Origin of the sequence: Roseateles hydrophilus, from assembly GCF_026712245.1 — a bacterium.
In the GTDB taxonomy this organism is placed as follows: domain Bacteria; phylum Pseudomonadota; class Gammaproteobacteria; order Burkholderiales; family Burkholderiaceae_C; genus Pelomonas; species Pelomonas hydrophilus.
Genome location: NZ_JAPPUY010000005.1, coordinates 150848 through 167757, shown reverse-complemented (window position 1 = coordinate 167757; position 16910 = coordinate 150848). Strand labels below are relative to the sequence as shown.

Here is a 16910-nt window from a genome sequence, read left to right as displayed (position 1 = left end):
GCCTTGCTGCGGGGGTCAGCACGGCTGAGTGCTCGTTCTTGTTTGCTTCATGTCTCACGTTTTCCTCGCGGCCCGTCGGCCGCTGCTTGCCATGTCCGTGCTGGCCGTGGCCGCGTCCGCGCACGCCCAGAATCGGCTGGATACCGTCGTCACCACCGCCACGCGCACCCCGCAAAAGCTCTCTGAGGTGCTGGCCGACATCACCGTCATCACCCGTGCCGACATCGAGCGCCAGGCCGTCGCCAGCCTGGCCGACCTGCTGCGCAACAACGGCTGCGCCGAGATGACGCGCAACGGCGGCCCGGCGGGCACCACCAGCGTCTACCTGCGCGGCGCCGACAGCCGCCACACGCTGGTGCTCATCGACGGCGTCAAGGTCGACTCGCAGGCCTCGGGTGGCGCCAGCTGGCAGGGCCTGCCGCTGGCACAGATCGAGCGCGTGGAAGTGCTGAAGGGCCCCGCCAGCGCGATCTACGGCTCGGACGCCGTGGGCGGCGTGGTGCAGATCTTCACGCGCAAGGGCGGCCGCAGCACGCAGGCCGACCTGGGCGTGGCTGCCGGCAATCTGGGCGTCTACAAGGCCGACGCCGGCCTGTTCGGCAGCGCCGGCATCTTTGACTACGCGCTGAGCGGTGCCTTCGAGGGCAGCGACGGCTTCAACGCCACCACGCCGGACTCCACCTTCAGCTACGTGCCCGATCGCGACGGCCACCGCAAGCGCCAGGCGCTGCTGCGCGTGGGCGCCCAGCTGGGCACGGGCCACCGCGCCGAGGCGCTGCTGATGCGCAGCCACACGCGCGGCCAGTACGACGGCAGCCGCTCGCGGCCTCTGGTGGACGACATCACCCAGCAGGACGCCGACGCCGCCCGCCTGGCCTGGACCGCGCAGTGGACCCCCACGCTGCAGACGCAGCTGAGCGTGGGCGAGTCGCGCGACCGCTACGAGACCGCGCCGTCGGCCTACCTGACCGAGACCCGCGTGCGCAACGTCGCGCTGACGGGCGCCTACCAGCTCGCCACCGGCCAGCAGCTGAACTTCTCGGCCGAGCGGCTGGAGGACAAGTTGGAGAACAGCGGCGTCGTGACCGGCGGCGTCGGCGAGCGCCACCGCGACAGCGCCGGCCTGGGCTACCTGCTGACGGCGGGCGCCCTCAACGTCCAGGCCCATGTGCGCCACGACCGCGACAGCGAGTTCGGCGGCGTTGACACCGGCACGCTGATGGCCGGCTACGAAGTCGCCGCCGGCCTGCGCGTCGTGGGCTCGGTGGGCAACGCCTTCCGCGCGCCCACCGTGTACCAGCAGGCCTCGCAGTACGGTCCCCTCAGCAAGCCGGGCACGTCCCTGCTGGAGCCGGAGCGCGGCCGCAACGCCGAAGTCGGCCTGAAGTGGGCCAGCGGCCCGCACGAGCTGGCGGCCACGGCCTACCGCAACCGCATCAGCAACCTCATCGTCTTCGGCGGCCCCGGCAGCTGCCGCGACATGTACGGCTGCTACGCCAACGTCGCCAAGGCGCGCCTGCAGGGCGTGAGCCTGAACGGCGCCACCCAGCTCGCCGGGGTGAACCTGCGCGCCACGCTGGACCTGCAAAAGCCCACCAACGAGGCCGACGGCAAGCTGCTGGCGCGCCGCGCCAAGCGCCTGGCCACCGTGCAGGCCGACACCACACTGGGCGCCTGGACGCTGGGCGCCGGCGTGACGGCCACCGGCGCGCGTTTCGACAACGCCACCAACACCCGCAAGCTCGGCGGCTACGCGCTGCTCAACCTGAGCGCGCAGGTGGCCGTCAGCCGCGAGGTGAAGCTGCAGCTGAACGTGGACAACCTGTTCAGCCGCGCCTACCAGACGGCCTACGGCTATGCGTCGGCGCCGATGACGGCGCTGGCCTCGCTTCGCTGGACGCCCCGGCTCTGAGGCGCGCGACGATGAGCGCCCATGAACTCATCGTCGGCGGCCAGCGCAGCGGCAAGTCGCGGCAGGCGGAGCGGCTGGCACTGCGCTGGCCGGGCCGTGTCGTCGTCGTCGCCACCGCGCTGGCGGCCGACGACGAGATGCGCGCGCGCATTGCGCGGCACCGGGCCGACCGGCCGGCGCGCTTCGACACGGTCGAAGCGCCGCTGGCGCTCAGCGCCGCCCTGCAGCGGCTCGACGACGTCGGCACCCTGGTCATCGTCGACTGCCTGACGCTGTGGCTGGTGAACTGGCTGATGCCGACGCAGGGGCCGGCCGATGCCGACGGCTGGGCCGACGAACGCGCCGCGCTGCTGGGCCTGCTGCCGCAGCTGACGTCCACGGTCGTGTTCGTCTCCAACGAGGTGGGCTGGGGCGTGTCGCCGATGACGCGCGAGGCCCGAGACTATGTGGACGAGTTGGGCCGGCTGAACCAGGATGTGGCCCGCCGCTGTGGGCGGCTGACGCTGATGGTGGCCGGCCAGCCCTGGACGCGCAGCATCGCGGAGGACGACCATGCTTGAACGACTCGCGCGGCTCGCGCTGCTGCCGCTGCTGCTGGCGCTGACCGGCCCCGCAGGCGCCGTCGACATCCGCGACGACCTGGGCCACACCACCCGGCTCGCCTCGCCGCCGCAGCGCATCGTCAGCCTGCTGCCGTCGCTGACCGAGACGGTGTGCGAGCTGGGCGCCTGCGCGCGCCTGGTGGGGGTGGATCGCTACTCCAACTACCCCGCGCAGGCTGACGCCCTGCCCAAGGTCGGCGGGCTGGACGACACCCACGTCGAGATGATCGCGGCGCTGCGGCCGGACGTGGTGCTGGTGGCCACGGCCTCGCGCGTGACCGACCGGCTGCGTGCGCTGGGCCTGCCGGTCATCGCGCTGGAGCCGCGCAGCTACCGCGATGTGCAGCGCGTGCTGGACGTGATGGGCCAGGTGCTGGGCGTGCCCGATGCGCAGCGCGTGTGGCGCCGCATCGAGGCCGGCGTGGCCGCGGCCGCCAGCAGCGTGCCGCCGCAGGCGCGCGGGCTGCGCGTGTACTACGAGGTGGCCAACGGCATCTGGGCCGCCGGCCCCACGTCGTTCATGGGCGAGACGCTGACCCGGCTGGGCGCGGCCAACATCATCCCGGCCGAGCTGGGGCCGTTTCCCAAGATCAACCCCGAGTTCGTCGTGCGCGCCAACCCGGCGCTCATCATGGTGGGCGCGCGCGGCGCCGAGGGCCTGGCGCAGCGCCCGGGCTGGGACCGCATCGACGCCGTGCAGCGCGGCCGCCTGTGCGTCTTCCGGCCCGAGGACGGCGACATCCTCGCCCGCCCCGGCCCGCGCATGGCCGAGGCCGCGCAGATCATGGCCCGCTGCCTGCGCGACAAGGGGGCCCGGTGACGCTGCGCCCCGCCTGGCTGCTCGCGCTGCTGCTGCTCGTCAGCGGGCTGGGCGTGCTGGCCGGCGTGCTGACCGGCAGCACCGGCTGGGCCGACCTGCGCGACGACCGCATGGCGCTGATCCTGTGGGAAATCCGCCTGCCACGCTCGCTGGGCGCCTGGTGCACCGGCGCGCTGCTGGGCCTGGCCGGCGCCATCTCGCAGGGCCTGTTCCGCAACCCGCTGGCCGACCCCTACCTGCTGGGCAGCGCCTCCGGGGCCGGCCTGGCCGTGGCGCTGGCGCTGGCGTTCACCGGCGTGTCGGCGCAGAACGCCTCGCTGCTGCAGCATGTCGGCCTCACGGGCCTCGCGGCGCTGGGCACGCTGGCCGGCGTCAGCCTCACCGTGCTGCTGGCGCGCGGCGTGGAGCAGTCGCTGCGGCTGCTGCTGGCCGGCGTGGTGGTGGGCGTGGTGCTGAATGCGCTGACCGACCTGATCTCGCTGTGGAACCCCGACATCCTGCGCGCCATGCAGGCCTTCCTGCTGGGCAACACCGGGCTGCTGGGCTGGTCCAGCGTCGCGGTGATGGCCAGCGTCGGCGCCGTGGCGCTGCTGGCCGGGCTGGCGGCCAGCCCGGTGCTGGACGCGCTGACGCTGGGCGAGGCCTCGGCGCGGTCGCTGGGCATGCCGCTGTCGGCCCTGCGCGGGCTGCTGATCGCCGCGTTCGCGCTGGCCACCGGCGCGGCCGTTGCGCAGGCCGGCATCGTGGCCTTCGTGGGGCTGGTGGCGCCGCACCTGGTGCGCGCGCTGTGCCCGCAGCGCCATGGCTGGCTGCTGGTGCTGTCGGCGCTGGCCGGCGGCGCGCTGCTGCTGGCGGCCGACGTCATCGCCCGCCTCGTGATCCGACCGCAGGAGCTGCCGGCCGGCCTCGTGACGGCGCTGCTGGGCGGCCTGTACCTGCTGGTGCTGATGCACCGGCGCGGCCTGCTGCAACGATGAGCACGCTGCACGCCCGCATCACCCGGGTCCGCCTCGCCGGCCGCGACCTGCTGCGCGACATCGACCTCGTGCTGCCCGCCGCGTGCTGGACGGCCGTCGTCGGCCCCAACGGCGCGGGCAAGTCCACGCTGCTGCGCGCCGCCGCCGGGCTGCAAGCCTGCGAGGGCGAGCTGCGGCTGGACGAGCGCCCGCTGGCCGCCTGGCCCGGCCGCGAGCGCGCCCGCCGGCTGGCCTGGCTGGGCCAGCAGGAAGGCGGCGCCGACGACCTGCTGGCGCTGGACGTCGTGCTGCTGGGCCGCCTGCCGCACCGCCCCTGGCTGGCGCCGCCCGGCGCGGCCGACCACGCCGCGGCCGAGGCCGCCATGCGCGCCACGCAGAGCTGGGACTGGCGCGCGCGCCGGCTGGGCAGCCTGTCCGGCGGCGAGCGCCAGCGCGTGCTGCTGGCCCGCGTGCTGGCCGTGGACGCGCCGCTGACGCTGATGGACGAGCCCCTGGCCCATCTGGACCCACCCCACCAGGCCGACTGGCTGGCGCTGGTACGTGCGCGCGTGGCGCGCGGCCACGGCGTCGTCAGCGTGCTGCACGAGCTGCACCTGGCGTTGCAGGCCGACCAGCTCGTGCTGATGGCCGAGGGCCGCATCGTGCATGCCGGCGCGCCGGCCGACCCCGCCACCCACGACGCGCTGCGCCGCGTGTTCGGCCCGCGCCTGCACATCGCGCAGCTCGACGGCCGCTGGGTGGCCCTGCCCCTGTTGTGATCCTGAGAAAGAGCTGATGCAGATCGAACAACCGCCCGTGCACCGCGAGCGCGTCATCCCCACCGCCGAGCGACGCGGCCTGGTGCTGGTGCACACCGGCGATGGCAAGGGCAAGAGCACGGCCGCCTTCGGCCTGGCGCTGCGCGCGCACGGGCGTGGCAAGCCGGTGCTGATCTACCAGTTCATGAAAGTGCCCTCGGCCCGCTTCGGCGAGCACCGCGTGTTCGAGCGGCTGGGCGTGCCCATCATCGGCCTGGGTGACGGCTTCTCGTGGAAGAGCAAGGACCTGGACCACAGCGCCGCGCTGGCCCGCGAGGGCTGGGCCCGCGCCGAGGCCACCATCCGCAGCGGCGACCACTTCCTCGTCGTGCTGGACGAGATCATGTACCCGCTGCGCTACGGCTGGGTGCCGCTGGACGGCGTGCTGGCCTGCCTGCGCGAGCGCCCGGCCCATGTGCACGTCGTGCTGACCGGCCGCGGCGCGCCGACCGAGCTGACCGACCTGGCCGACACCGTGACCGTGATGGCCGCGGCCAAGCACCACTACCAGGCCGGCGTGCCGGCGCAGCGCGGCATCGAGGACTGACGGTGCCGCGCGCACTACCATCGCCCCGCTCGCTGCGCGCCCGGCCGCAGCGGGCCGCACCGGGCGCTGACCATCGGCGGGGCACAGGGGTTGCTGCCATGTTTCTCTCACGCCTCACGCTGCGCAATGTGCGCGCCATCGAGTCCCTGACGCTGGACTTCGCCACGGACGCCGGCACGCCCCGGCGCTGGACGCTGCTTCTGGGTGAGAACGGCTGCGGCAAGAGCACCGTGCTGCGCGCCACGGCGCTGCTGCTCGCGGGCAGCGATGCACTGCCGACGCTGCTGGGCGAGCCCGACGCGTGGATACGCAACGGCTGCAAGTCCTGCCGCATCGAGGCCACGCTGACGCTGCCCACCGGCGCGCCGCAGAACCTCGCGCTGGAGCTGCGCCGCGGCGACCGCCTGCGCGATGTCTTCGCGCGCAACCAGGCCGCGCTGGACCTGCTGGACGCCGCCATCCACGCGGCCGACAGGCCCTGCTTCGTGCTCGGCTACGGCGTGTCGCGCCGGCCCGGCCCGGCCGCGCTCGGGCAGGCCGTGTCGGGTCACTCACCACGCGCCGGCGGGCTGGCCACGCTGTTCTCAGCCGACGCGCCGCTGGTGTCGCTGGCGCAGTGGGCCATGGACCTGGACTACCGCCTGGGCCCGCGCGCATTGAAGCCGCTGCGCACCGCGCTGGACGCGCTGCTGCCGGGCCTGCGCTTCGCGCGCATCGACCGCCAGAACCGCCAGCTGATGTTCGCCACCGACGACGGCGAGGTGCCGCTGCACCAGCTGTCCGACGGCCACCAGAGCATGGCCGCCTGGTGCGGCGACCTGCTCTACCGCATCACCGAGGCCTTCCCCGCCAGCAAGGACCCGCTGGCCACGCGCGGCCTGCTGCTCATCGACGAGCTGGATCTGCACCTGCACCCCGTGTGGCGGCGCCGGCTGGTGGACTTCCTGTCGGCGGCGCTGCCACGCTTTCAGTTCGTCGCCACCACGCACTCGGCGCTGACGGCCCAACAGAGCGGTGAGGGCGAGCTGTACGTGCTGCGCCGCGAGGCGCCGTCGCAGCGGCCGGTGCTGGTGCCCTTCGTCGGCGAACCACGCCGCCTGATGCTGCACCAGCTGCTGATGAGCCCCATGTTCGGGCTGGACACGCTGGAGTCGGTCGAGCTGGAACAGGCGCGCGGCAGCCTGCGCAGCCTCAGCGGCCGCCGCGCCGCGCTGAGCGCCGAGGAGCGGCAGGAGAAGGCACGCCTGGCCGAGGTGCTGCGCACCGCGCCGGCCTGGGACGCCGTGCCGGCCTACGCCCGCGAGCAGGCCGCGCTGCTGCAGGACATCAAGGCCTCGCTGTCGGCGGGCGGCCGGCAGCCGACGCTGTCGGTGCGCAAGCTCAAGGCCACGGCCAAGGCCCTGGGAGCGGGCAAGTGATCCGCCTCACCCGCACGCGTGACGCGCGCCTGCTCACCGGCTTCACCGGCGCGCCGCTGCAGGCCCGGCTGGGCCAGCTGCTGGCCTACCGCTATGAAGATCCAGCCGCCGGCGCGGACGGCGGCGTGGACTTCAAGCCCAAGGCCCGCCAGACCTGGGGCAAGGCCAAGCCGCAGCTGAAGCAGGAGTCCTTCGGCAAGTGCGCCTACTGCGAGGCGGACACCGCCGTCGTCGCGCACGGCGACGTGGAGCACTTCCGCCCCAAGAGCAGCTACTGGTGGCTGGCCTACTGCTACGACAACTACACCTTCTGCTGCCAGGTCTGCAACCAGACCTACAAGGGCGACAGCTTCCCCGTGACCGGCAAGCGGCTGGCGCCCCCGGCGCTGCCCGCCACGCTGCCGACCGACGCGGCCCAGCTGGCGGCGCTGGCGGCCCGCCTGTGCCCCGACCCGGCAGCGACGACCGACGCGGCCGTGGGCAAGCTGTTCGGCGCCGAGAACGCCGACCTGCTCAATCCCTACACGACCGACCCCGAGAAGTACTTCGGCTGGCAGGCCCTGCCCGACACGCAAGAGGTGCTGCTGGTGCCGCGCACGGCCAGCGCACGCGCGCGGCGCGTGGTGAAGGCCGCCGAGGAGGTGCTGGGCCTGAACCGCGAAGAACTGCGCCGCCTGCGTTGGCTGGTCTATGACGAGCTGGAGACCACCGCGCTGGTGCTGCAGGAGGGCAACTTCAGCGCCGCCCGCAAGCGCGAGCTGCTGGCGCGACTGCTGCGCCAGGCCGAGGGCAACCGGCCCTTTGCCGGCATGCGGCGCTTCTTCCTGCGCCGCTGGGGGCTGCTGGCATCTTGAGCGCAACGCTGACCCTGGGCATGCCCTTGCTGCTGCCGCTGGCCGTGCCGGTGGCGATGGCGGTCGACCGCGCCTGCGGCGAGCCGCCCACCTGGCTGCACCCGGTGGTGGGCATGGGGCGCTACCTCGGCCTGTTCAGGCTGGCACGGCTGCCGGCGCCACTGGCCTTCGTGGGCGGCGCGGCGGCCTGGCTGCTGGGGGCCGTGCTGGTGGGTTTCATCGCGCTGTGGCTGGAGGGCCAGGTCTTGCTGACGCTGCAGCCCTGGCTGTCGCCGGTCCGCCTGCTGGGCGCGGCGCTGCTGCTCGGCCTGTTGCTGAAGCCGCTGCTCGCGTGGCGCATGCTGGCCGACGAGGCCATGGCCGTGGAGACGGCGCTGGCTGAGTCGCTGGACACCGGCCGCGTGCGGCTGTCGCGTCTGGTCAGCCGCGACACGTCCGCACTGAGCGCCACCGAGGTGCGCGAGGCCGCCATCGAGACGCTGGCCGAGAACCTCAACGACTCGGTCATCGCGCCGCTGTTCTGGTTCGCCATCCTGGGCCTGCCGGGCGCGGCGATCTACCGCTTCGCGAACACGGCGGATGCGATGTGGGGCTACCGCGACGAGCGCGAGTGGAGCGGCAAGTGGGCGGCGCGGGCGGACGACGCGCTGTCGTGGCTGCCCGCGCGGCTCACCGGCCTGCTGCTTGCGCGGCCCTCGCTGGCGCTGTGGCGCGAGGCGCGCCGCACGCCGTCGCCCAACAGCGGCTGGCCCATGGCCGCGATGGCGCTGCGGCTGGGCCTGCGCCTGGGCAAGCCGGGCGTCTACACGCTGAACGCCGCCGGACGCGACGCCCAGCCGGGCGACCTGCACGCCGCGCGCACACGCGCACGCGGCGCCGTGGTGGCCGGCGCTGTGCTGCTGGCGGCGCTGGCCTGGGCGCTGCGGTCATGAGCGCGCTGCCGCTGCAAGCCGCGCATGGCGGGACGGACGACGGCCCGGCGCCGGCCTTCGACTTCTCCACCAACGCCAACCCGCTGGGCCCGCCCCCCGCGCTGCTGGCCGCCGTGCAGGCCGCCGACCGGCGCCAGTACCCCGACCCCGCCTACCGCGCGCTGCGCCGCCACCTGGGCGATGAGGACCTGGTGCTGCCCACGGCCGGCGGCGCCGAGGGCATACGCCGGCTGACGCTGGCCGCGCTGCTGGCCGGCCGCCGCGAGGTGTGGGTGCCGCAGCCTGGCTTTGGCGACTACGCCCTCGCGGCGCAAGCGCTCGGCATGCCGGTGAAGGCCTATGCGCAACTCGCCGACATCCGCCCCGCCGCGCCCGCGCTGGCGTGGATCTGCGAGCCCTGCAACCCCACCGGCGGCAGCCTGGCCGCGTGGCCCGAGCTGGGCGAGCACCTCGTCGTCGTCGACCGCGCGTACGAGCCGCTGCGCCTGCATGGCGACGCGCCCGCGCTGCCGCCCGGCGTGTGGCAGCTGCACTGCCCGAACAAGGCGCTGGGGCTGACCGGCATCCGCGCGGGCTACGCCGTGGCCCCGGCGACCGACGCGGTGTGGCGCCATGCGCTGTCGCTGGCGCCCAGCTGGGTGCTCTCCAGCGAAGGCGTCGCCATGCTGACGCACTGGCCGAGTGACGACACCCATGCCTGGCTGGCCCGCGCACGCGCCACGCTGCGCTATTGGACGGCGGCGCAGCGCGCACGGCTGGCCGCGCTGGACTGGCAGCAGCAGCCCAGCTGGACTCATTTCTGGCTGGCCCGCCCACCCCGGCCCGACATCGCGCTGCGGCTGCGCGAGCGCGGCATCCGCGTGCGCGACGCGGCCAGCTTCGGCTTGGCCGGCTGGGTGCGCGTGTCGGCCCAGCCGCTCACGGCACAACAGGCCCTGCAGCAGGCGCTGCTGGAGATCGAGGGAGAACACGCATGAGCGCAGCACGGGGGCCGCAATGAGCCGAGGCAAGGCGGTGATGGTGCTGGGCACCACCAGCGGCGCTGGCAAGAGCTGGCTGGCCACGGCGCTGTGCCGCTGGTATGCGCAGCAGGGCCTGAAGGTGGCGCCGTTCAAGGCGCAGAACATGAGCAACAACGCGCGCGTCGTGCCCGGCTTGCATGGCGCCCTGGGCGAGATCGGCAGCGCGCAGTACTTCCAGGCGCTTGCCGCCAGGCGCGTGCCCGAGGTGCGCATGAACCCCGTGCTGCTCAAGCCCGAGGCCGACACGCAGAGCCAGGTCGTCGTGCTGGGCGAGGTGGATGCGCAGCTCTCCCGCATGCCGTGGCGCGAGCGCAGTGCGCTGCTCCGGCCCCGCGCCCGTGCTGCGCTGCACGAGCTGCTGGGCGAGAACGACATCGTCGTCATCGAGGGTGCCGGCTCACCGGCCGAGATCAACCTGGCGCCCAGCGACTACGTGAACCTGGGCACGGCGCGCGACGCCCGCGCGGCCTGCCTGCTGGTGACGGACATTGACCGCGGCGGCGCCTTCGCCCACCTGTACGGCACGCACCAGCTGATGCCCGAGGACGTACGCGCGCAAGTCCGGGGCTTCGTGCTGAACCGCTTCCGCGGCGACGCCGGCCTGCTGGCGCCCGGCCCCGAGCAGCTGCAGCAGCTGACCGGCGTGCCCACCATCGCCACGCTGCCGATGTGGCGCGGCCACGGGCTGCCCGAGGAGGACGGTGTGTTCGACGACGCCAGTACAGGCGGCGGCCTGCGCATCGCCGTCATCGCCTACCCGCGGCTGTCCAACCTCGACGAGTTCCAGCCGCTGCGCCAGCTGCCCGGCGTGAGCCTGATCTGGGCGCGCGAACCGCGTGACCTGGTAGGCGCTGACTGGGTCATCCTGCCCGGCAGCAAGGCCACGGCGGCCGACCTGGCCTGGCTGCGCGCGCAGCGACTGGACGCGGCGCTCAACGCCCACCCAGGCCGCATCCTGGGCATCTGCGGCGGGCTGCAGATGCTGGGCGAGGCGCTGGTGGACCCGCATGGCCTGGACGGCAACGCGCCGGGTCTGGGCCTGCTGCCGCTGGTGACCGTGTTCGCGCCCGAGAAGCTGCTCAGCAACACTGCGCTGCGCTTCGACGCCGTCGGCGGCCCCTGGGCCGCGCTGGCCAGCGTACAAACCACAGGCTACGAGATCCGCCACGGCCGCACGCAGCCGCACCCGGGCCTGCCGGCGCCGCAGGTCGCGCTGCGCAACGCGGCCGGCGAGCCCATCGGCTGGCAGGACTGCCGCGACGGCCGGGTGCTGGGCGTGTACGCCCACGGCCTGTTCGAGCAGCCGGCCGTGCTGCAAGCCTTGTTCGGCCAGACCGGGCGGCCGCTGGACGCGGTGTTCGACGGGCTGGCCGACTTCATCGACCAGCATTTCCAGGCAGGCAAGATAGCGGCCCTGATCGACTGAAGGATGTTCATGCGCCGCCTTTGTGCCGCCCTGCTGCTGAGCTGCAGCCTCACCCCCGCCGTGCACGCCTGGAGCGGCCAAGGCCACCAGACCATCGGCACGCTCACCACGCAACTCATCGCCGGCACGCCTGCGGCCGCACGCGTCACGCAGCTGCTGGGCGACGTCACGCTGGCCCAGGTGAGCGTGTGGGCCGACTGCGCGCGCGGCATCGACCCGGCGCGCGACTTCGACTACACCACACGCGGCCGCTACGCTGAATGCGCGCCCTTCGAGACCGAGGCCGGCATCGCCGAGCTGCGCGCCTTCGTGCAGCGCAACCTGCGGCAATGCAACCCGGCTCCCGGCGCTGAGGACTGCCATCGCGGTTACCACTATGCCAACCTGGCCTACCAGCGCACGCGCTACCAGCCCGGCATCACCGGCGCCCGGCCGGACGACATCGTCGGCGCGGCGGTGGCGGCCATCCGCGTGCTGCAGGGCGAGCCGTCACCGGCACCGTTCGGCTTCGCGTCGCCGCGCGAGGCGCTGCTGGTGCTGGCCCATGTGGTGGGCGACCTGCACCAGCCGCTGCACGTGGGCTCCGTCTACTTGGACGCCCAGGGCCAGCCCGTGGATCCCGACGAGACCGGCCTGGAGCGCGCCACCTTCACGCGCGGCAGCAACCAGCTCGTCATCCCGGCCCGCCCGCCCACCGGCGCGGCCGGCCTGGCGGCCGTGGCGGCCGGCTGGCGCATGCCCAACCTGCACAGCGTGTGGGACAACGTGCCGGCCACGCTGGCGTCCGAGGGTGTCGATGCGCCCTGGCTGGGCGCGGCACGGCAGGTCGAGCCCACGGCCGGCACGCTGACGAGCTGGCCTGCCCAGTGGGCGGAGCAGTCGCTGGCGCAGGCCCGCGCGGCGCTGGCTGGCCTGAGCTACGGGCCGCGCCAGGGTGAGGTCTGGCCCACCACGCTGCCTGCCGGCTACGAGGAGCGGATGGCCGAGATCAAGCGCCGCCAGCTGACCCTGGCCGCTGCACGCCTGGCGGCAGTGCTGCGCGCGGTGTTCGCAAACTAGGTATTGCCGGTCGCGCGGCGGGCCGCTCCACTGGCGGCCCTGTGTTGACGCCCTGCCACGATGCCCCTGCCGCGCCCTGCCACCGCCTGCCTGCTCGGGCTCCTCACCGCCACGGCCGTCGCCGCCCCGCCGACGCCCGACCCCGCGCTGCTGCAGGCTGGCATCGTGCTCGCCGGCTTTGACCGACTGGACGCCGGCTGTGCCGGGCGCTACAGCGCTGCCCAGCAGGCCCAGCTGCAGCGCTGGCGGGACGAGCAGGCCGTGGACGCGGTGCGCGAGCGCATCCATGCCTGGCGCGCCAGCGCCGGCACCACGGCCACGCTGGACAGCGCCGCCACCCGCATCGTGCAACTGGCGCGCAGCCAGGGCGCAAGCGACTGCAGCGCCGCGCTCGCGCTGGCCCAGCTGCCGGAGGCACAGTTCTCCCGCAGCGCGCCGCTGGCCCCGCCGCCGCGTGAGGCCACCGCGCCTGCACCCAGCGCACCCAGCGCACGCACCGAGCCACCAGCCGCCCCAGGCGCGGACGTGGCCGACATCGACAGCTTTGGCTTCGCCACGCGGCCCAAGATGGGCCTGGGCGGCTTCATCGCGCTGGACATCTACCCGGTCGTGCTGTTCAAGAACGGCGAGCTGCTGACCGATGTGCGCGGGCTGCGCCATGCCGGCGGGCTGGCCGCACACCGCGCCGCCAAGCCGGACGCCTGGAGCCGCTGGCGCCGCCACGGCGGCCAGTTGCAGGCGCTCAAGGGCGGCCAGTGGACCGCCCTGCCCTTCAGCAAGACCTACGCGCGCCTGCCGGCCGACCTGGCGCTGAACGGCCACTACCGCAGCACCGCCGGCACCGGCAACCTGGCGGCTGGCGGCAGCCAGTCGGTCACGGTGGTGGACGAGTACCGCTTCAGCCCCGGCGGCCGCGTGCTGCGCCAAGGCACGGTGGGCAGCACCGCCCAGGCCGGCGGCACCGCGGTCGCCACGCACGGCGGCCCGGGCGAGCGCGCCGGCCGCTACCGCATGGACGGTCTGCTGCTGCACATCGACTATGACGACGGCGCGCGCGAGCAGCGCGTGCTGATCACCGACCCGGACAAGCCCGGCGGCACGCTGTGGCTGGACGGCGCGGCCTACATCCCGCGGCGCTGAGCCCGCGGCTAGCGGGCCCGTTCCGCGATCAGCCGCTGCCAGTCCATGCGCGTCGCCAGCAGCCGCGAGCCGTCGTAGGACAGGTGCCCGGCATCGCGGTACACCAGCGTGCCGTCCAGCATCGTGACGCAGGCCTCACGGTCGCACAGGAAATCCGCCAGCCGGATGACCGGCACGCCAGCGCGCTCGATCGCTGCCGTCAGCGCCAGCACGCGCGCACGCCGGGCCTGGTAGTCGCTCACCGGGATCGTGCAATCGGTCTCGGCGCCGATGCGCAGGCGGCCGCTCAGCTGGCGCTCCAGGCAGGCGCCGACATCGACATCGGCCGACGGCGGCGGGGCGAAGAACACGACCTTCTTGCCAGCGGCACGCACCGCACGTGCCGTCTGCGCCATGGCTGCCGCGGCGGCCTCCACGCTGGGCGCGGACTCGGTCACGCCTTGCACCGTGACGGCCACCTGCCGCCAGCCCTCGTTGACGTACTGCAGCAAGGCGCTGGACAGCACCACCACCTCCAGGCTGTCACTGCGCGCGAGAACGTCCAGCACCGACTGGTTGAACGCGATGCAACGCTCGGCCCACTGGCGGTCGTAGCCGCCCCCTGTGCCCGCGCCACGTGGCTGCGTGGGCGCCAGGCCGAGGAAGGGGCCACAGGTGCTGCGCGTCGCCTGCAGCACGCCCCCCGCCCGGCGCTCACCGGCCAGCCCGGGCACCAGATGCATGGCAAACGAATCCCCCCACACGAGCACGCGCGGCTGGGGCGCAGACATGCACCGCGGCCGGGGCTGGAACAACTGCTCGTCATCGCAGGCCGCCGACAGCCCCAGGTTGGGCCGCCGGAGTTCGGCGAAGTTGGCCGGTGGCTGGCGCAGCCAGGTCCAGGCCGGCACCAGCGCCATCAACGACAGCGACACCAGCAGCACCATCCCCGCGCGGGCCGGCGTGAACCGCCAGGCGGATTTGCGCACCGGGTCTTCGATGCATCGATACAGCACCACCGACAGCGCGAGTGACACCCCCACGGCCGCGACACGCAAGGGCCAGGGCAGGTCCGCATCACGCCCCACCCACGCATGGCGCATGAAGACGATGACCGGCCAGTGCACGAGGTACAGCGAATAGGAGATGTCGCCCAGACGCGCCAACAACCGCGTCGGCAGCCATGACGGCAGGCCCGGGTGCTGCCGCAGCAGCACCACCAGCGTCGCCACACACACCAGCCACGCCGCCGGGCCGGGGTGGGGCCCGAACGACGGCAGCAGCGGCAGCAGGAGCAACAGCGCAAGGCCCGGATAGAACAGCCACCGCACGGCCCGTGATGTGAGGCGCATCAGGCGACCCGAGCGGTCCGGCTCGCGGGCCAGCAGCGCCCCCAGCGAGCCCAGCAGCAGTTCCCACGCGCGCGTGGGCAGCAGGTAGAAGGTGGCCGCCGGGTCATGGACGCTGCCGATCACGCACAGCGCCAGGCTGGCCGCCAGTGCCGCCAGCACCCCGCCCAGCCAGGCCCGGCGGGGCAGCAACAGCAGCGCCGCGGGCAACACGAGGTAGTACTGCTCTTCCAGCGACAGCGACCACATGTGCAGCAGCGGCTTGAGATCACTGGCGCTCTCGAAGTAGCCCGTCTGCTGCCACAGAACGATGTTGGCCGTGAAGCTCACCGCGCCCACCACCTGCAGCGAGAAGTCGCGCAGATCCTGGTGATTCAGAAACCACGGCGCGCAACCCACCGCCAGTGCCAGCGTGGCATAGGCCGCCGGCAGCAGCCGCTTGGCCCGTCGGGCATAGAAGGCCGCCAGGCCGAAACTGCCACGAGCTATCCCTGCCGCAACGATGGCGGTGATGAGGTAGCCGGAGATGACAAAGAAGATGTCGACCCCGAGGTAGCCGGACTGCACCCCGCCCAACTTGGCGTGGTACAGCACGACCACCAGCACCGCCAGGCCACGCAAGGCCTGGATGTCGAGCCGGATGCCGGGAGCGGGCGCTGCCGATGCGTTCAACGTGCTGGACGCCGCGCCTGGTGCTATGCCTGCAACGGCCGCATCAGGCCGCCGTGGTCAGACGCTCGTACTTCTGCAGCAGCGTCTCGCGGCTTTCCACATGCGCCGGGTTGACCGGGATGCAGGCCACGGGGCACAGCGTCACGCACTGAGGCTCGTCGAAGTGGCCCACGCATTCGGTGCACTTGGACGGCTCGATCTTGTAGAACTCCTCGCCCATGCTGATCGCGTTGTTGGGGCACGCGGGCTCGCAGACATCGCAGTTGATGCATTCGTCCGTGATCATCAGTGCCATGGTCAGCTCCCCTTGAACTTGTCGTTCAAGCGCGCCAGCACGCCGGGCGACACGAACTCGGCTACCTCGCCGCCCAACGTCGCGATCTCGCGCACGAAGGTGCTGGAGGTGTACTGATGCTTCTCGCCCGGCGTGAGGAAGATGGTCTCGACCTCGGGCATCAGCCGGCGGTTCATGCCTGCCATCTGGAACTCGTACTCGAAGTCACCACCGGTGCGCAGGCCGCGCACAACCACACGGCCATCGTGTGCCCGCACAAAGTCGCGCAGCAGGCCGTCGAACGCGATGACTTCCACGTTCCCCAACGGCACGGCCACCTCTTGCGCCATGGCCAGCCGCTCGTCGAGCGTGAACAGGGTCTTCTTGTGGTGGCCCACGGCCACGGCCAGCACCAGGCGCTCGAACATGCCGGCGGCGCGGCGCATCAGGTCTTCGTGGCCCAGCGTGATGGGGTCGAAGGTGCCGGGGTAGACGGCGGTGATCGTCGTGCGGGAGGTCATGGGGTCGGATTGTCCTCGCGGCGCAGCAGGTGGTAGTGCACCGCGCCCGCACGCCCCTGGCGCCACACGGTGAACCCGGCCGGCGGCGTGATCGCGTGCGGGGCTTCCACGTAGATCAGCCCGCCCTCGGTCAGCAGCGGCAGCGCGGCCGCCAGGGCCGCGTCGAACAGGTCGGCGGCGAAGGGCGGGTCGAGCAGTACGAGGTCGAAGCCGCCGCGCGGTGCGGCGCGCATCCAGGCCAGCGCGTCGGCGGCATGCACCTTCAGGGTCGTGGCCTTGAGGCGCTGCACGCTGGCGCGCAAGCCGGCGGCCAGCTTGGCATCGCGCTCCACCAGCACCACCTCGGCCGCGTCGCGCGAGGCGGCCTCAAAACCCAAGGCGCCGCTGCCCGCGAAGGCGTCCAGCACGCGCCAGCCGGTCAGCGTCTGGCCCAGCCAGTTGAAGAGCGTCTCGCGCACGCGGTCCGACGTGGGCCGCAGGCCCGGTGCGTCGGGCACGGGCAGCTTGGAACGCTTCCACTGCCCACCAATGATTCGAATCTCACCCATGTGCATCCGCGCTTGGCGCCAACACTCCAATCGGCCCGCTTGGGGGCGATGGCAACTCCAC

Annotated in this window: 17 protein-coding genes; 13 read left to right on the top strand and 4 right to left on the bottom strand. The window is 73.2% G+C overall.

The genetic code is table 11. The annotated features are described in order from the left end of the window. The first annotated feature begins 49 nt into the window (after positions 1-49). From NYO99_RS18685 to NYO99_RS18625, 13 genes are all read left to right on the top strand, one after another. Positions 50-1912: a TonB-dependent receptor domain-containing protein gene (locus tag NYO99_RS18685; protein ID WP_268168795.1), complete on the top strand. Its 1863-nt coding sequence runs from the start codon at positions 50-52 to the stop codon at positions 1910-1912. 11 nt (positions 1913-1923) lie between these two features. After that, positions 1924-2472: a bifunctional adenosylcobinamide kinase/adenosylcobinamide-phosphate guanylyltransferase gene (cobU, locus tag NYO99_RS18680; RefSeq protein WP_268168794.1), complete on the top strand. Its 549-nt coding sequence runs from the start codon at positions 1924-1926 to the stop codon at positions 2470-2472. Continuing rightward, positions 2465-3334 carry an ABC transporter substrate-binding protein gene (locus tag NYO99_RS18675; RefSeq protein ID WP_268168793.1) on the top strand — a complete coding sequence of 290 codons (870 nt, stop codon included), beginning with the start codon at positions 2465-2467 and terminating at the stop codon, positions 3332-3334. The genes cobU and NYO99_RS18675 overlap by 8 nt, the downstream gene beginning before the upstream one ends. Further along, positions 3331-4311, top strand: coding sequence for a FecCD family ABC transporter permease (locus NYO99_RS18670; RefSeq protein ID WP_268168792.1), 981 nt, complete (start codon positions 3331-3333; stop codon positions 4309-4311). Before NYO99_RS18675 ends, NYO99_RS18670 begins: the two co-directional genes overlap by 4 nt. Next, the gene (locus NYO99_RS18665) at positions 4308-5069 is read left to right on the top strand and encodes an ABC transporter ATP-binding protein (RefSeq protein ID WP_268168791.1); all 762 of its coding nucleotides are present in this window, start codon (positions 4308-4310) and stop codon (positions 5067-5069) included. The genes NYO99_RS18670 and NYO99_RS18665 overlap by 4 nt, the downstream gene beginning before the upstream one ends. Before the next feature lie 16 nt (positions 5070-5085). Beyond that, a complete protein-coding gene (gene cobO, locus NYO99_RS18660; protein ID WP_268168789.1) occupies positions 5086-5655 on the top strand; it encodes a cob(I)yrinic acid a,c-diamide adenosyltransferase in 570 nt (189 codons plus the stop codon). A 98-nt stretch (positions 5656-5753) separates the two neighbouring features. Continuing rightward, positions 5754-7073 (top strand): AAA family ATPase, encoded by a 1320-nt coding sequence (locus tag NYO99_RS18655; RefSeq protein ID WP_268168788.1) that lies wholly within the window; start codon positions 5754-5756, stop codon positions 7071-7073. After that, positions 7070-7927: an HNH endonuclease family protein gene (locus tag NYO99_RS18650; RefSeq protein WP_268168787.1), complete on the top strand. Its 858-nt coding sequence runs from the start codon at positions 7070-7072 to the stop codon at positions 7925-7927. The genes NYO99_RS18655 and NYO99_RS18650 overlap by 4 nt, the downstream gene beginning before the upstream one ends. 20 nt (positions 7928-7947) lie before the next feature. Further along, positions 7948-8859 (top strand): adenosylcobinamide-phosphate synthase CbiB, encoded by a 912-nt coding sequence (gene cbiB / locus NYO99_RS18645; protein ID WP_268168983.1) that lies wholly within the window; start codon positions 7948-7950, stop codon positions 8857-8859. Next, entirely contained in the window at positions 8856-9836 is a 981-nt protein-coding gene (locus NYO99_RS18640) for an aminotransferase class I/II-fold pyridoxal phosphate-dependent enzyme (RefSeq protein WP_268168785.1), read from the top strand. The genes cbiB and NYO99_RS18640 overlap by 4 nt, the downstream gene beginning before the upstream one ends. Positions 9837-9855: 19 nt before the next feature. Then, on the top strand, positions 9856-11307 hold the full coding sequence (locus NYO99_RS18635; RefSeq protein ID WP_268168784.1) for a cobyric acid synthase: 1452 nt from the start codon (positions 9856-9858) through the stop codon (positions 11305-11307). Positions 11308-11316: 9 nt separating this feature from the next. Next, on the top strand, positions 11317-12366 hold the full coding sequence (locus tag NYO99_RS18630; RefSeq protein WP_268168783.1) for a S1/P1 nuclease: 1050 nt from the start codon (positions 11317-11319) through the stop codon (positions 12364-12366). A 60-nt stretch (positions 12367-12426) separates the two neighbouring features. Beyond that, positions 12427-13506 carry a hypothetical protein gene (locus NYO99_RS18625; protein ID WP_268168782.1) on the top strand — a complete coding sequence of 360 codons (1080 nt, stop codon included), beginning with the start codon at positions 12427-12429 and terminating at the stop codon, positions 13504-13506. Between the two features lie 8 nt (positions 13507-13514). On the opposite strand, the gene NYO99_RS18620 is transcribed toward NYO99_RS18625, so the two are convergent. From NYO99_RS18620 to rsmD, 4 genes are read right to left on the bottom strand one after another with little or no spacing between them, the layout of a single operon-like run. Further along, complete coding sequence (locus NYO99_RS18620; protein WP_268168781.1) at positions 13515-15506, bottom strand: acyltransferase family protein; 1992 nt, start codon at positions 15504-15506, stop codon at positions 13515-13517. Positions 15507-15549: 43 nt separating this feature from the next. Beyond that, positions 15550-15801 carry a YfhL family 4Fe-4S dicluster ferredoxin gene (locus NYO99_RS18615; protein ID WP_268168780.1) on the bottom strand — a complete coding sequence of 84 codons (252 nt, stop codon included), beginning with the start codon at positions 15799-15801 and terminating at the stop codon, positions 15550-15552. 2 nt (positions 15802-15803) lie between these two features. After that, a complete protein-coding gene (coaD, locus tag NYO99_RS18610; RefSeq protein ID WP_268168778.1) occupies positions 15804-16301 on the bottom strand; it encodes a pantetheine-phosphate adenylyltransferase in 498 nt (165 codons plus the stop codon). After that, entirely contained in the window at positions 16298-16849 is a 552-nt protein-coding gene (gene rsmD, locus NYO99_RS18605; protein WP_268168777.1) for a 16S rRNA (guanine(966)-N(2))-methyltransferase RsmD, read from the bottom strand. The genes coaD and rsmD overlap by 4 nt, the downstream gene beginning before the upstream one ends. Between the last annotated feature and the right edge of the window lie 61 nt (positions 16850-16910).

Bases quoted from the DNA above. Each gene is read 5' to 3' on its own strand.
- NYO99_RS18685 (WP_268168795.1), top strand. From the start codon at position 50: ATGTCTCACGTTTTCCTCGCGGCCCGTCGGCCGCTGCTTGCCATGTCC.
- cobU (WP_268168794.1), top strand. From the start codon at position 1,924: ATGAGCGCCCATGAACTCATCGTCGGCGGCCAGCGCAGCGGCAAGTCG.
- NYO99_RS18675 (WP_268168793.1), top strand. From the start codon at position 2,465: ATGCTTGAACGACTCGCGCGGCTCGCGCTGCTGCCGCTGCTGCTGGCG.
- NYO99_RS18665 (WP_268168791.1), top strand. From the start codon at position 4,308: ATGAGCACGCTGCACGCCCGCATCACCCGGGTCCGCCTCGCCGGCCGC.
- cobO (WP_268168789.1), top strand. From the start codon at position 5,086: ATGCAGATCGAACAACCGCCCGTGCACCGCGAGCGCGTCATCCCCACC.
- NYO99_RS18655 (WP_268168788.1), top strand. From the start codon at position 5,754: ATGTTTCTCTCACGCCTCACGCTGCGCAATGTGCGCGCCATCGAGTCC.
- cbiB (WP_268168983.1), top strand. From the start codon at position 7,948: ATGCCCTTGCTGCTGCCGCTGGCCGTGCCGGTGGCGATGGCGGTCGAC.
- NYO99_RS18640 (WP_268168785.1), top strand. From the start codon at position 8,856: ATGAGCGCGCTGCCGCTGCAAGCCGCGCATGGCGGGACGGACGACGGC.
- NYO99_RS18635 (WP_268168784.1), top strand. From the start codon at position 9,856: ATGAGCCGAGGCAAGGCGGTGATGGTGCTGGGCACCACCAGCGGCGCT.
- NYO99_RS18630 (WP_268168783.1), top strand. From the start codon at position 11,317: ATGCGCCGCCTTTGTGCCGCCCTGCTGCTGAGCTGCAGCCTCACCCCC.
- NYO99_RS18625 (WP_268168782.1), top strand. From the start codon at position 12,427: ATGCCCCTGCCGCGCCCTGCCACCGCCTGCCTGCTCGGGCTCCTCACC.
- NYO99_RS18615 (WP_268168780.1), bottom strand. From the start codon at position 15,801: ATGGCACTGATGATCACGGACGAATGCATCAACTGCGATGTCTGCGAG.
- coaD (WP_268168778.1), bottom strand. From the start codon at position 16,301: ATGACCTCCCGCACGACGATCACCGCCGTCTACCCCGGCACCTTCGAC.
- rsmD (WP_268168777.1), bottom strand. From the start codon at position 16,849: ATGGGTGAGATTCGAATCATTGGTGGGCAGTGGAAGCGTTCCAAGCTG.